Source organism: Bradyrhizobium sp. CCBAU 45394 (assembly GCF_028128655.1).
GTDB classification, from domain to species: domain Bacteria; phylum Pseudomonadota; class Alphaproteobacteria; order Rhizobiales; family Xanthobacteraceae; genus Bradyrhizobium; species Bradyrhizobium diazoefficiens.
In genome coordinates, this window is record NZ_LBIX01000017.1 from 302,698 (window position 1) to 317,901 (window position 15,204).

Here is a 15,204-nt window from a genome sequence, read left to right on the forward strand (position 1 = left end):
CAATACGCAATCAGCTACATCTTTGATACCGGAATCCGCCGCGAACGAGGCGCCGTAGCCGAACCGGGGAATGACCGTCAGGCATGGTTCGCGACGATGAAATCACCGGCATGCAGGCTGCTCGCCACGAGATTCTTCAGGCGGATCGACTGGTGATCGTCGAGCGTGACCAGCGTGTCGGCTCCCTGTTGCGTGATGCCGAGATCGCTGAAGGAGTGGATGTTGGCAAACTTCTGCAGGTCGATCTTGTCCTGGCCCAGCTCGAAATCGACGATCGTGCTCTGAACCGGAAGCGTCGAATTCGTAAAGGAGAACTGGTCCTGCCCGTCGGTTCCGACCAGGGTGGGTCCCGTGGGCGGATCGACGACCAGCGTGCCGCCGTTGCCGTCGTTTGCGAAATGGAAGCTGTCGATGCTGTAGCTCCCGGCAAACCTGATGGTCGCGGTGTCGGTCCCGTCGGACAGCGTCAGCACGCCGCCCAGATGGTCGGCGTTTTCGGTGTAGGTCACCCCGGTCAGGCTCGAGAAGCCGATGTCCTTGAGGTCGAGGAGATCCGAATTGGCGGCCGTGCCGTCACCCGCAAAGCCGTTGATGACGCCGGTGAAATCGGCGGCGTGTTCGATCGCGAAGGTGCCGGTGGTACCGGTCCCGTTGGCAAAGGTCACGCTCTGTGCGGAAGCCTCTCTGAGGTTCAGCACCGCGCCGGTCTCGATCGTCATGGGCGTGTCGGCGGGCGGATCATAAACGGTGGTGCCGCCATGACCGTCGCTCTGAAGGGTCCAATTCAGGTCCCTGCCGAGAAACTGCAGGGTGACGGTGGTCGCGCCGTTGTAGAAGTCGACGGTCGTGACGTTCGTGTCCGAATTGTACTGGGCCTGCGCCGACATCGAGGATGTCCAGGCGAGATCCTTCATGTCGATCAGATTGCCGGACGAGAGCGGAGCTCCGGCCGGAGAGCCCGAGATGAGCCCGTGGAAATCCTTGGCATGGTCCAGGACAAGGGTGCCCAGGCCGTTGTCGTAGTAGACGACGATCCCCGAAACCGAGCCCTCGATCTCCACGACGGCCTTGTTGGAAATCTCGATCGCTCCGGTGCCGCTGACATTGCCCTTGATGTCGATCGTCGAAATGTCATTCCCGGAGAACGGGCCGGCCTCGATCAGGCCATTGTCGACGACGTCGCCCTTCACCGTGAACACGGTGCCGGGCTCGGTCAGCAGCGTCACGCCGGAGGCGACGGTGAGGTCGTGGATCGTGACGTTGGCCGCGCTGTCGACGGTGCAGGGTTCGCCTCCGGCGAGCAGCTTCACGTCGTAGCTGGCCCCCGGCACGCCCAGGCTCCAGTTCGACGCCGTGTTCCAGTCGCCGCCGGCAGGATTGGTCCATTCATCGACCGGGGCGATCTCGACGATGGTGCCGCCGTTTCCGTCGCTGCTCGTGATGAAATGCGTGTCGCTGTAGCTGCCGATGAGCTTGAGCGTGATGCTGTGGTTATGCGTATCGCTCACGACGAGATTGCCGGAGAGGGCGTCATAGGTCGCCGTGGTCCCGCCGTCCCAGGTGATGGTCGACAGGTCGATCTTCTCGTTGGCGGCGAAGCCGGCGATCGAACCGCCGAAGGTCGTCGTGTCGATCTCGAGCTCGCCGCCGGCGCCGGCGAAGGTGACGGTCTGCGACACCAGGTTCTTGATCTCGAGCGTCGCATTGGCGTCGATCGTGACCGAGCCTGCGCCGGTCAGCGAGCCGAACAGCGTCAGCGTTCCGGTGTGGACCTCGATGAGATGGCTGTTGACGATGGTGCCCGTGATCGACGCCGCGCCCCAGCTGTCGATGTCGCCGGAATTGCTGATGCCGGTTCCGTTCACCGAAATCGAGGCGCCATTGAGCAGATCGATTTCGCCGGCGTTGACGATCGAGGACACGTTGCCGAAGACGCTGCTGCCGCCGACGGTCCAGATGCCGCCTGCATTGTTGTTGAAGGTCGCGCTCGCGACCGAGATGTTGCCGTTGATGTGGCCGGTGTTGTTGATGATGACGGCGCCGCCGGTCTCGACGATCGCATAAGTCGCGGAGGTCACGGTGGAGGCGACGGCCGGCCCGATCGTGCCGGAATTGTCGATCGTCGCGAGGCCGTTCGCGTTCTCCTGGATGAAGATCGCCGCATGGCCGGTCGCGCCCACGACCGAGCCGGTGTTGGTGATGTGCATCGAGCCGGTCGCGGCCGGATCGCCCGGAGCGACGGCGTTCTGATTGACACTGATGCCGACGCTGCTGGTGCCGATGATATGGCCGTTATTGACAATGGTGACAGCGCCTGCGCCCGCGGCAAAAGCGGACAGGCCGACCGCGCCGGTGGCGGAGCCGTTGTTGGTGACGCTGACGTCACCGCCCCCATGATCGAAGACACCGATCGCGGTGCCCGCCGCGGTGATCGACGAGCCCGCGCCGGTCGTGACCGTGACCTTGCCGACGCCCCAGGTGAACGCCTCGATGCCGTAGCCGGCATCCGCAATGATGGTCGCATCGCTGGTGACGGTGACGTCGCCGCTGACGGCGTTCGAGAAGACGCCGCTGCCACCCGGCTTGTAGCCCGCGATGATTGCGCCCGGCGTGGTGGTATCGCCGTTCAACGCCGAGCCGGAATGGATGGTGCCGTGCGCCACGACTGAGATCGTGCTGTGTACGCCGCTTGCGATCGCCGCAGCGTAGTTGACCGCCACGATGCCGGAGCTGCCCGAGATGACGCTATCGCCGCTCGCCAGGGTAACGCTGATGTCGCCCTGGTCGATGCTATAGGCGAGAATGCCGTAGCTGGTCGTGCCCTTCACCGAGGCACTGGCACCGAGCGTGACGGTCACGTTGCCGCTACCGCCGTTCAGCGCCTGGGCGCGGATACCTATCTCGGCACCGATGACGGTGGTGCCGGCGCCGTCGTTCACCGTGACGTCGCCATTGCCGTAATTGTAGGCGTGGATGCCGTAGCCGCCCGCGGCGGTGACATTGCCGTAGTTGTTGACGACGACGTTGCCATAGACGTTGGCGTTGGCGCCAAAGCCAGTCGCCGCGCCGAGGTAGCCGGCCTCGAGGCCAGCCGGCGCGTTGCCGCTCAGATTGAGGCTCGCACCAGAGTTGACGGTGCCGTAGTTGGTGACGATGATCGAGCTGTGATCCGAGGCCAGGAGCGTGCTCGCGCGATTGACTGCGACGACGCCGGAGCTTCCCGACGTGACGACGCTGCCGGCCTCCGTCCTGACGGTCGTGCTGCCTGAGCCATAGCTGCGCGAGCGGATGCCGTAGATCGAGTTCCCCGTGATGGTGCCGCCGGCGTCGATGGTAATGTCGCCGCCACCCTCAGTGTGCGCATCGATGCCGTAAGCGCCGCCCGCGGCGCCGCCAAGCTGGGTAATCGAAATGTCGCCGCCGTTGGCGGTGTTCAGGTTCTCGACCAGCACACCGACCGAATTCGCGCCGGAGCCGGTCGCCTTGCCGGTGAGATTGTTGACCGTGATGGCACCGGAGCCCGTTTGGCTCTCGCGCAACGTGATGCCGTTGCCGGCACTGCCGGCAATGTTGCCGGTCGCCGTCAGCGAGACGTCGCCTGTGCCATTCTGCGTGACGACGACGCCATTGGCCGCACCGGTCAGTGCACCGGAGGGCGTGAGAATGATGTCACCATGGCTACCGGGCGACCCACCCGAGGCGGTGAAGTCGACCGCATCACCACTTAATGCCTCAATGTTGGCATCACCGGTGATGGTGAAGGTGCCTCCCGTTGACGCCTGACCGCTGATGGTACCGCTGAAGGCGTGGCTTGTATCGTCGAACTTGAGCGTGTTGGAGCCGCCCGCGAAGAGGACCGTCTGCGCGTCCGCACCGCCGAGCTCGAGCATCGCGCCGTTGTCGATGATCACCGCGCCGACGCCGCTGAGGCCACCGGAGAGGTTCAACGTTCCGGCCTGGACCTCGATGGTGCCGGTGTTGGTGACCGCCGCCGAGATCGTGTTGAGACCGGTGACCCCGTAGAGATTGCCAGAATTGCTCAGGCTGCCGCCATTGATCGAAACGTCGGACAGATAGAGTTTTGACGCGGCGTCGATCGAGATCGTTCCGCCGGCGTTGGCCACGGTGGCGGTTATCAGCTTCAGCGTGGCGCCGTTCACCACCTCGATCAGATCGTGATTGGTGATCGCGTGAAGGACGCCGGGATCGACCGTCAGCGTGCCGCCGGTGACGGCGATCGTGCCGGTATTGGTGATATCGGTGTTGTGGATCGCGCTCGTGCCGGTCGATTCCAGCGTCCCCGCGATCGTCAACGTGCCGCCATCGATCACTGCACCGACGAGATCGAGCGTCGAGCCTGATGTGACCGAAACCGCGCCGGTGCCGTTGGTCACCGTCATCGCGATCAGCTTCAGCGTGCCGTCATTGATCGCGGCCAGCGTGCCGGTGTTGGTGACGGCCTCGTGGTCGATGTCGAGCTCGGCGCCATTGGCCTGAAGCGTGCCGGCGTTGGCGATGGTGGCCGAAGTCATCGTGGCAAGCGTCAACAGGCCGCCAACCGCCTCGATCAGGCCGTTGCTGGTGATGGCAGCATCGGTGATCGTGGTCGCCCCGGACGAATCCAGCGTGCCCGAAACGGAGAGTGCGCCGCCGGTCAGGCTCGCACCCGCCAGGGTCAGCTTCTTGCCGGGATCGACCTTGACGGTGCCGCCATTGCCGATCGTGGCTCCCGCAATGGTGGCATCGTCGAGCGTCAGCGTGACGCCGTTTTCGACCGTGACCGTGCCTTTGTTCAGGGTTGCGTTGCCGTCGATCTTGCTGTTGCCGGTGACGTCGATCGCGCCGCCCTGCGCACCGCTATAATTGTCGATCGTGCCGCCGGTGATCTCGGTACCGGACAGCGTCAGCGTCTGGCCATCGTCGATCTTGATGACATGGCTGGTGTTGGTCAGGATATCGTTGAGCAGCGTCGCGGCGCCGGCGATCTCGAGCGTGCCGGTGTTGGCGACCGCTCCGCCCTGGATCCTGGCGCCGTCCTTGAGCTTGACGGTGTTGTCGAGCTCGATGCTGGAATTGTCGGTGATATCAGTCCCGGACACGGTGACGCCATCCAGCGTCAGCGCGGCAGCCGCGGTGACCGCAGTGACGCTGAGTATGGCAACGCCGTCGATCTTGCTGGCACCGGTGACGTCGATGGTGCCGCCGCCCTTGATGGCGCCGCCGCTGAGCGTGGCGTGGTCCAGGGTCAACGCGGCATTGGCATCGACGATAACGTTGCCGCTCGAATTGTTGACGGTCGAGCCCTGGTCGATGGCCAGGGCGCCGTTCGTCAGCACCTCGATCGTGCCGGCATTGTTGACGCCCTCATTGCTCAGCGCATTGCCGCTGCCGCTGACGTTGAGGACAGCATTGTTGTTCAGGATGCCGTCGCTCAGGACGGCGTTGCCGGTCAGGTCGATTTCACCGTTGCCGGTGATCACGCCTGTGCCGCGGATGCCGGCGTTGAGGACGGGGCCATCCTCATCGTCACCGCCGCCGATAACCGGCCCCGCTCCGCTGATCGTCGCGCCGTTGACGGTCAGCTTGCCGCTGGCATCGACGGTAATGTGGCCGGCGTTGGCGACGCTGGTGCCCTGGTCGACGGTGAGCCAGCCATTCGCCAGCACCTTGATCGTCCCGGTGGAGGTGTTGGAGACGCTCTCGTGGGCGAACTCGGCCGTACCCTTGACGTTGACCGTGCCGGAATTGTTCAGCGCGCCGTGCTCGATCAGGCTGGTGCCGTCGAGCTCCAGCGTGCCCAGAATGGTGACGGTGCCGCCGTCGACCGTCGCGGTATCGACGATCAGCATCGTGCCGGCATCGGCCTTCAGCGTGCCGCCGGCATTGTGGATCGTGGCCAGTATGTTCAACGTGCCGCCCGACAGCTCGATCGTGCCGCTATTGGTGATCGTGGTGCCGCTGGCGAAATCACCGCCGCCCTGGAGCGTCAGATAGCCGGCATTGGTAAGCACGCTCGTGTCGAGGATCTTGGCCTTGCCGCCGACCGACATCGTGCCGGTCACGGCGTTGATGAGGATCGAGTCCGCGCCCATGTTGAGCGCGCCCGATATCGTCAGCGAGCTCTGGTTGATCAGTTTCGGCGGCGGGCCGCCGAAATCGTTCATCGTCACCGACCTGGCATAGGCGGCGACGTCGATCGTCACCGGATAGGACGGCGTCAGGCCGTGCAGCTGATCGGTGATGACGATGACGTCGTCATTGATGGTCGGGACGGTGCCGGTTTCCCAGTTCGCCGCGTCCTTCCAGAAACCGCCGGAAGGCGCGCCCGCGTGGTCGGTCGCGATCCACACCACCGCGGGCGCATCGGTGCCCTTGATCGTGACGGTGATGGTCTGCTGCGAGGTGGCGCCCTGCGAATCCTTGAGCGTCACGGTGTAGGTCAGCGTCAGCACCTCGCCCTTCGGAATGAAGTCGGCGAGGTAGACGGGAAGGTCGGCCAGCGACCAGTTGATGGTGCCGGTGCCGTCCCCGGTGCTGTCGGCACCCGCCGCGATCGCGACCGACATCGCGCTCTGGAACGCGGCGAGCGGACCCGGCGGAACGGTGCTGCCATCAGGCAGGGTCGCGCTGGTCAGCGCCACCGACACCGTATGCTTGTCGGTGAGATCGACGTCGTCGAAGCTCAGCGTACCCGACGTCGGCACATCGCTGGTGAGCGGACCGCCCGGCTTGCTGGTGCCGCCTTCGAAGGTGATGGTCGGAACGCTGGTGGTGATCACCGGCTTGTCGTTGGTGCCGGTGATCGTGATGGTGATGTCGATGAACGAAGCTTCGGGGTTGACCGAGAAATTGTTGTCGACGCGGACCTTGTAGGTGAGCGTCAGCGTTTCTCCCGCCGCCAGGAAGTCGAAGACGTGGTCGGGGATCGTATAGGTCCAGACCGCCGAGCCGTTATTGTTGTTGCCGGCGGCGGCGGCGACCTGGATATCGATCTGCGTCGCCGCGATGTCCTGCTTCTGGAGCGCAGAGAGCGTGCCGGTGACATCCTGCTGGCCGGCGCTCTTGTAGACGTAGTTCGGCGCGTCGCTGAGGCTAATGCTCACCGTCGGCTGATCGCCCAGGTTCTGGTCGACGAAGGTGATCCGGCCGGAGATCGTATCGGGCGTCGTATCGCCGGTCGCGTTCGCGTGCTCGGTCAGCGCGAACGCCGTCTTCACGTTGCCGTCGAGATCGAGGCTTTGACGCAGGGGCGGCCCGGGGATGCGGGTGCTGGTCGCCGGATTATGGCCCGCCCCCTCCGAACCCGGCTGATTGAGATTCGTGAAGGTCGCGGTCGCGGTGGCACCGGTGTCCGTCTTGATCACGACAATATTGCCGGTCTGCGTGATCGTGTCGGTGAAGTTCGTGGTCAGCTTGGTGTTGGTGTTGTTGTCGGTGAACTTCAGCGTGAACACGTCCGTGATCAGCTTCTGGATGTCCGGCGACATCAGCGCGTTGGTGATCGAGACGTTGCCGCCGCTGATCTGGATCATCTGGCCGGCCTGATTGACCGTCGCGATCGGCAGCAGCGTGACCTTGTCGAACAGGATGTAGGAGCCCGTCGTGCCGTTCGGCTCGACCAGCACCTGGAAGCTCGCCTGCGGCTGCGGATCGCCGCCGCCGGCGGGAACGACGAAGTTGATCTGGGTCAGCACCGCGGTGCCGCGGATGCCCATGGTGGCGACCGGCGTGTCGATCTTCATGTCGCCGTGCTTGGCGGTCTCGCCGGCGACGAAGGTGATCGTGCCGGCGACCAGGCTGAGCAGCGAGGAGTTGTTCGACCCGTTGGGGTCGTAGACCATCTCGTTCAGCACCATCCGCGCATTGGAGGACAGGCCGAACACGGTGCCGTCGATGAAGGTGATACCGAGCGTCGAATCCGCGCCGGTCGAGACCACGTCGCCCTTCTCGACATTGTCGCCGTTGTTCAGGATGACCGAAACGCCGTTGCGGACCGCGGTCGCGCTGCCGGAGAGTTTGGTGACGTGGCCGATGACCTGGGCTGCGGCAGTACCGGGCGCGGCCTGCGCATATTGCACATGGCCCGTGAGCGCGTTGACGACGTCGCCGGTGAGGTGGGCGCCATCGGGCGAGGCGATCGCGGCGCGCTTGTCGCCCCTGAAATAATCGTGAACGACGAACTCGTGTCCGTCATGGGACAGCACGAGGTCGAGACCGGCGCGCTTGAACTCGCCGTTGAAGATCAGGTTCGGTTCGGGAACCACGAACGCGCCATCAGGCACGTGACCGTGCGCCTTCGCGATGAAGGGCTTGGCGGTAAAGGAATCGACATGGACATCGGCGGGCGAGTGGGAACCCTGGCCGTCCAAGAAGATCGCGGCGTCAAATTTGCCAGCGTAATTCAACCGGGCACCGTAAAAAGGGTTAAAATTTAAGTAAGTATCAACCGCCTAAGCTTGCATAGCATTACTAAATCCTTAGCGAAACCATCTATTGCTTGTGTGATTTCGCGTCACTTGACGATCGGAGCCCTCGAAGAGCAGTGCGCTCATGGTGAGGACAAAGTATTTCTTGCAGTATTCTGAAGTTGAAGTCGGCCTGTTTTCGCACATTCTCAGTCATCCAAAGTAAACTGCCGTATAGATCAAGCGGCAGATACTCATGTCATCTTTTCTTCGTGGAACCCCGGGGCATCCTGCGGGAAATACGGAACTAAATCTGTGACCCAACTAACAGAACCCGTGAAATAGCGGGTCGTTAGCCATAGGCGCCAGAATCAGCCTACCTGCAACTTCTGCCTGCAATTGTTTCCATTTCGCGGCGACCGGACACCTCCTAGTCCCCGATTCGTAAAATTTTACGCAATTTGGGCAGAGCCGTTTCAGCCTGTCCCACGGTTTTGGGGCCCCTGCCGGGCGCATTAAGCAGAACAAAACGGCCCGTCTCGCACTATCTCCGCGAAAGCAACAAAGCCCGGCACGTACAGGTCGAGGGGGACCTGGCGAAGCCGGAAGGGGATGTCAGATGGAGACCGCTGCTCGCTCGCGCGCCTGGCGCGCAATCCTTGTCCTGTGCGGATTGGTCCTGCTCGGATCGGCCGCAGAGCTCCGCGCCGGCACGCTGCTGTCGCCGGGCGCCGGCGTCCTCGTGCGCAAATCCGCCGAACCGTTCGGCGTGTTCGCCTTTGCCATCTCGTCCGGCAGCCTCCAGCAGAAATGGTCCGCGCTGAAATCCAGGCTCGACGACGACATGGTGCAGCTCGCGCTGTGCGACGGCGACCGCGACAATTGCGCATCGCCTGCGGCGCTCAAGCTGCTCGCCATCGTCGACCAGGCCCGCGCCCGCGACGGCCGCGCCCGGCTGGGCGAGACCAATCGCGCCATCAACCTCGCCATCCGCGCTGCCAATGACGGCGCCGACGACGTCTGGAGCTCGCCGCTTGCGACCTTCGAGCGCGGCGCCGGCGACTGCGAAGACTATGCCATCGCCAAGCTGGCCGCGCTGCGGCTCGCCGGCGTTGCCAATGAGGACCTCCGCGTCGTCGTGGTGCGCGACATCCGCGCCGGCGAGGAGCATGCGGTTGCCGCGGCAAAGCTCGACGGACACTGGCTGATGCTGGACAACCGCCGCATGGCGATGGTCGAGGACGACGACTCGCGGGGCTACCAGCCGCTGTTCGTGCTGTACCAGTCGGCCGTGCTGAAATATGCCGACGAGCCGGTGCGGTTCTCGATGGCCACGGCCGAGGCGCATTGAGCTAGCTTGTAGCCGGATAGAGCCAACGGGTCGGCGCAAAGCGCCGCCCCACAAATTCATTCCACCGCGCGATCCGGGGCGCTAGCATGCCTCCGGCAAGGCGGGGGCGACTGGAATGCGGTTCATCGGGCTGATTGTGCTTGCGCTGCTGGCGCCCGCCGCACCCCTGTTCGCGCAATCCGGCCCATCCGACCGCTCCATCGCCGACAAGCTGCCGCTGTTCGCCAGGAACAACTGCCAGCAGATTCGCGACCCCGGCAATCAATTGATCTGCGGTGACGCCGAGCTTGCCGCCGCCGCCGAGAAGCTGGGCACGGCGATCGAAGCGCGGCTCGCCCGCCTGCCCGACCGCCTGCCGGCCATCGAGGAGAACGCCATCTGGGGCCGCCAGCGCAATCTCGGCTGCGGCATCGTCGGCGAGACCCGGATCCGCGCCGACGATTTCGACCGGGTGAAGGCGTGTCTCCTCAAGGTGACCGAGGAGCGCGCCACGATCCTGCGTGATCCCGATTTCGACTGTCTCGCCGCCAATACGGCCGCGGGCGCACTGATCTGCGCGGACCCCTCGCTGGCGCTCGCCGAAACGGAGCTCAATGGCCAGGTGCTCGGGCTGATCGGCAAGCTGGACCCGACTGCGGCCCGCTTTGCCTTCGCTGAATACGGCCGGTGGACGCGAGAGCGCGACCGCAGATGCAATCTGGTCGGCAAGGAGAACGTGCCACTGCAAGAGCTCGAATCGGCGGAGAGCTGCCTCGCCGATTACCTCGCACACAAGACCGACGAGATCCGCGCCGCCAAGAGCGATCCCAAAAAGGTGTTCGGCCGGCAGGTCGCGGCCCGGTCGCCCGACACCGACGCCGTCGACTTCTGCGCCGCGCGGATTCACGCGGCCAATTCCTGCGGAAATTTCCTGCGCATCAACCGCGTCTACGCCGTCGACAGCCAGGTGAGCGACCAGGAGGCGCAGGTCACGGGCGAGATCGAAATGGTCGTGCTGGCGCCCTTCGCCACATGCAGCAAGGTCGCCTCCACCTGCACCGGCACCTGCTGGGACGCCAGGACGGGTCGTCCGCAGCCGGGAGCTGCCGGCAACAAGGAGCGCTCCGCGGATGCCTTCAACGTCACGCGCCGCCTCAGGATCCAGCGCACCTTCGCCTTCGTCAAAGCCGGCGACGGCTGGCGCTGCCGTGAAGACGAGCTGGCACCGGTGAATTCGGGGACCGCGGGCGGCGGATCGTAGGTCTTTCTTCTCCCTCTCCCCGCTCTTCGCGGGGCCGCGACGAGCTCCGCTCGCGCTGAGAGGGTCGGGGTGAGGGCAGCTTCCGCAAGGACGGTGAAAGATGGACTCGCGGAGACTCCCCCTCACCCGGAATTTGCTCCCGCAAATTCCGGCCTCTCCCCGCACGCGGGGAGAGGCGAAGACGCATCAAAACATCAGGTTATCCTTCACCAGAACCCAGCGGCCGCCCTTGACCTGCTGCACCTGGGTGATGGTGTTGGCGAGGTGGTCGGTCTTGGAGAACTTCGTCGGGGGCGAGTTGAAGATGTCGAGGAACTTCTCGCCCGACTCGAGCGAGTCCAGCATCTTCTGTCCCGTGAGGTCCTTGCCCGCCTTCTGCGCATAGAAGGCGAAGGTCATCACCGCGTTGTAGCCGATGATCGCCTGCGTGTTGGCGTCGGTGTTGAACATCTTCTTGTAGTTGACGAGCCAGTCGTGGACCTTGCCCTTGGCGGTGTCCTCATACGGGATCTCGAAGCCCGACGCGGCATAGAGGCCTTCCACTGCTTCCTTGCCGAGCATGGGCACTTCCATCACGTTCACGGGCGTCGCACCGAGGAAGGTGACGTCCCAGCCGAGCTTCCTGGCCTCGGTCATGGCGCCGATGGGCTCGCGCAGCACCGCGCCGAGCACGACGAGGTCGCAGCCGTCGGACTTCATCTTCGCGACCTGGGCGCTGAAGTCGGAGGCGCCGCGCTTGTAGCTCGTGATCGAGGCCGGCTGCACCTTCATCACAGCCAGTTGCTGGTTGAATCCGTCAAGCACGTTCTTTCCGTACTCGTCGTCCTGGTGCATGATGCAGGGCTTCTGGAAGCTCTTCCACTCCATCATGTATTTGAGCGCGGCGCGCGTGCTCTCCACATAGGGCAGGAGGTTGTTGAACTTCAGCCGCTCCTGCGGCTTGGCCGGATCGAACTTGAAGGTGAACTCCGCCGCCGTCAGCGGGAAGAGCTGAAGCACCCCGGCGTCGAGCAGGATGTCCTGCGCCGCGAGCACGGTCGGCGATCCCATTGGTCCCACCATCGCGAAGATCTTGTCGCGCTCGATCAATTTTTGCGACGCCAGCACGGCCTTCTTCGGATCGTAGCCGCTGTCCTCGACCACCAGTCGGATCTTGCGGCCGTTGACGCCGCCGGCGGCGTTGACCTCCTCGACCGCCATCTTCATGCCGTTGGAGACCGGCACGCCCCAGCCCTTGATCGGCCCCGACAGATCCTGGTGGGTGCCGATCACGATCTCGGTCGCCGAGATCCCTTCATTGGTGACCTTGGTCTGTGCTGCGGCCGGCAGATGCGTGAGCACCACCGCGCTCACCGCAAGGCCGAACGCCCTGAACGATTTCGACATTGACGTCTCCTCTCCCTGGCCCGTGTTGCGCGAAGGGTTGGCCATCGCTCCTTCGCTGATTTCAGCGTCTCCTTGCGCACGGCCTTCCGGCCGTGCGCCTCACGCCACCGCGCGTTCGCGATACATGGCGTCGATCTCGGCGGCGTAGCGCTTGTTCACGAAGCTGCGCTTCAGCTTCATGGTCGGCGTCAACTCCTCGTCCTCCGGGGTGAGCTGGCGTTCGATCAGGAAAAACCTCTTGATGGTCTCGACGCGGGCGAAATTGACGTTGACCTGCTCGATCTCGCGCCAGATCAGGTCCTGGATCTCCGTCGCCCGGCACAGGCTCGCATAATTGGTGAAGGGGATGTCGTGGTCCTGGGCGAACTTCTCGACGTTCTCCTGATCGATCATGACGAGGCAGGTGAGGTACGGCCGCTTGTCGCCGATCACCACCGCATCCGAGATGTAGGGCGAGAATTTGAGCTGGTTCTCGATCTCGGACGGCGTGACGTTCTTGCCGCCGGAGGTGATGATGATGTCCTTCATCCGGTCGGTGATGCGGACGAAGCCCTCATTGTCGATGGTGCCGACGTCGCCGGTGTGCAGCCAGCCGCGCGGATCGATGGCCTCCGCCGTCTTCTCCGGCTGGTTCAGATAGCCCATGAACAGGAAGTCGCCCTTGATCAGGATCTCGCCGTCGGGCGACAGCGCGACCTCGCCCCAGGACACGGCGGTGCCGACCGAGCCGAGCTTGATCCGCGTCGCCGGCATCATGGTGGCGACACCGCAATTCTCGGTCTGGCCGTAGACCTCGTGCATGTCGATGCCGAGCGCGAGATACCAGCGGATCAGCTCCGGCGCGATCGGCGCCGCGCCGGTGAGGGCGATGCGGCAGCGATCGAGCCCGATCATGCGGCGGATGTTGCGGAAGGCGAGCCGGTAGGCGAGCTGGTTGGCGAGGCGCAGCGACAGCGGCGGCGCCCTGCCCTCGATCCGGCAATCGACCATGCGATAGCCGATCCCGATGGCGCGGCGGTAGACCCATTGCTGGAGCGGCGTCGCATCCTTCAGCGCGATGGTGATGGCGGAATAGAATTTTTCCCAGATGCGCGGCACCGCAAGGAAGATGGTCGGCTGCACCTCGCGCAGATTGTCCGGCACCGTCTCCGTGCTTTCGGCAAAATTCATCACCGAGCCGAGCGCGACCGAGATGTAGTAACCGCCGATGCGCTCGGCGACATGGCAGAGCGGCAGGAAGATCAGCCGGTCTTCGTTCTCCCGCGCCGGGATGAAGTCGTTGGCATGCCGCATCTGGTGCGTGACGCTGCGGTTGGCGTGCATCGCGCCCTTGGGCGGGCCGGTCGTGCCGGAGGTATAGACGAGCACCGCGAGATCTTCAGGGCCGCGGCTGTCGATCATCTCCTGCCACAGTGCTTCGCGCCCGACCATATGGTTGCGCCCGAGCGCGCGAAACTCGTCGAGCGACATCACCATGTCGTCGGAGAAGCCGCTGAGGCCCTCCATGTCGAACACGACGATCCTTTGCAGGGATGGGCAGCGTGTGCGGCAGGTGAGGATCTTGTCGAGCTGCTCCTCGTCCTCGGCGAAGATCACCTTCGTGCCGGAATCGTTGACGAGATACTGGACCTGGGACGAGGCATCGGTCGGATAGATTCCGGACGAGACGCCGCCGGTGCACAGGATGCCCATGTCGGCATGGACCCATTCCGGCACGGCATTGGCGATGATGGAGGCGACGTCGCCGGGCATGAAGCCGATCGCGCGAAGCGCGTAGGCGATCTCCTTCGAGATCTCCAGCCACTCGCGCCAGCTCGTCGGCTGCCAGATGCCGAACTTCTTCTCGCGGATCGCCGGCCTGTCGCCCCGCGTTTCTGCGGCGCGCAAGAAGCTTTTCGCGATCGTATCAGCGACCGTCAGCACCGCCGGTCGGGCCATGCGCGTCTCCTCCTTGTCGCTTCCCCTCCGCTGCCTGCCTTGCCGGCGGTCTATGTCTTGCGGACGGGCACCCCATCTAACGCCAAGTCTTGCCTTAACGCCACGTCTTCTTCTTTTTCCAGCGCCGTTCGCCCCGAGCGCCCGCTTCCTTGGCGCCAAGGTAGAATTCCTGGATGTCCTGGGAATGCATCAAGCGGTCGCAGGTGTCGTTCATCACGATACGGCCGATCTCCAGCACATAGCCGTAATGTGCCGTTTCCAGCGCCACCTTGGCGTTCTGCTCGACCAGCAGGATCGACATGCCCTGCTCCTCGTTGACGCGGCGGATGATGGTGAAGATCTCCTTCACCAGCAGCGGCGACAGGCCGAGCGAGGGCTCGTCGAGCAGCAGCAGGGTCGGCCGGTTCATCAGCGCGCGGCCGATCGCGAGCATCTGCTGCTCGCCGCCGGAGAGCTGGCCGGCCGGCTGGTCGATGCGCTCCTTCAGCCGCGGGAAATAGCCGTAGACGCGCTCCAGATCCTCCGCGACACCGCTGCGGTCCTTGCGCGGATAGGCGCCCATCATCAGGTTCTCGCGCACGGACAGGAACGGGAACACCTCCCGCCCCTCCGGCACGTGGCTGAGGCCGAGCCGCACGATCCGGTCGGCCTCCATGCGCTGGATCGGCTTGCCCATGAACTCGATCGCGCCCTTCTGCGGATCGAGAATGCCGGAGATCGTCTTCAGCACGGTGGTCTTGCCGGCGCCGTTGGCGCCGAGCAGCGTGACGATGCGGCCGCGCGGCACCTCCAGCGAGATGCCGCGGATCGCCATGATCGGCCCGTAATAGCTCTCGATGTTGGAAAGCTTCAGGATGATGTCCGGTGTCGCCGCGGCATCCATC

General features: G+C 64.3%; 6 protein-coding genes. 2 read left to right on the forward strand and 4 right to left on the reverse strand.

Translation table 11 applies throughout. The features are described from left to right. Nucleotides 1–77 precede the first annotated feature (77 nt). Nucleotides 78–8,282, reverse strand: coding sequence for a FecR domain-containing protein (locus tag WN73_RS10915; protein ID WP_442870064.1), 8,205 nt, complete (start codon nucleotides 8,280–8,282; stop codon nucleotides 78–80). A gap of 742 nt (nucleotides 8,283–9,024) precedes the next feature. Between WN73_RS10915 and WN73_RS10920 the strand changes: the two genes are divergently transcribed. Together WN73_RS10920 and WN73_RS10925 are read left to right on the forward strand one after the other, a co-directional pair. Continuing rightward, nucleotides 9,025–9,756 (forward strand): transglutaminase-like cysteine peptidase, encoded by a 732-nt coding sequence (locus WN73_RS10920; RefSeq protein WP_271552699.1) that lies wholly within the window; start codon nucleotides 9,025–9,027, stop codon nucleotides 9,754–9,756. 115 nt (nucleotides 9,757–9,871) lie between these two features. Continuing rightward, the gene (locus WN73_RS10925; RefSeq protein ID WP_161532388.1) at nucleotides 9,872–10,996 is read left to right on the forward strand and encodes a lysozyme inhibitor LprI family protein; all 1,125 of its coding nucleotides are present in this window, start codon (nucleotides 9,872–9,874) and stop codon (nucleotides 10,994–10,996) included. Nucleotides 10,997–11,182: 186 nt separating this feature from the next. On the opposite strand, the gene WN73_RS10930 is transcribed toward WN73_RS10925, so the two are convergent. The 3 genes from WN73_RS10930 to WN73_RS10940 all read right to left on the reverse strand — a co-directional run bounded on the left by WN73_RS10930 (nucleotide 11,183) and on the right by WN73_RS10940 (nucleotide 15,203). Beyond that, nucleotides 11,183–12,382 (reverse strand): ABC transporter substrate-binding protein, encoded by a 1,200-nt coding sequence (locus tag WN73_RS10930; protein WP_038966119.1) that lies wholly within the window; start codon nucleotides 12,380–12,382, stop codon nucleotides 11,183–11,185. Nucleotides 12,383–12,481: 99 nt separating this feature from the next. Beyond that, nucleotides 12,482–14,320: an AMP-dependent synthetase/ligase gene (locus WN73_RS10935; RefSeq protein ID WP_271552701.1), complete on the reverse strand. Its 1,839-nt coding sequence runs from the start codon at nucleotides 14,318–14,320 to the stop codon at nucleotides 12,482–12,484. A 94-nt stretch (nucleotides 14,321–14,414) separates the two neighbouring features. Beyond that, complete coding sequence (locus tag WN73_RS10940; RefSeq protein ID WP_271552798.1) at nucleotides 14,415–15,203, reverse strand: ABC transporter ATP-binding protein; 789 nt, start codon at nucleotides 15,201–15,203, stop codon at nucleotides 14,415–14,417. Nucleotide 15,204: the final 1 nt, after the last annotated feature.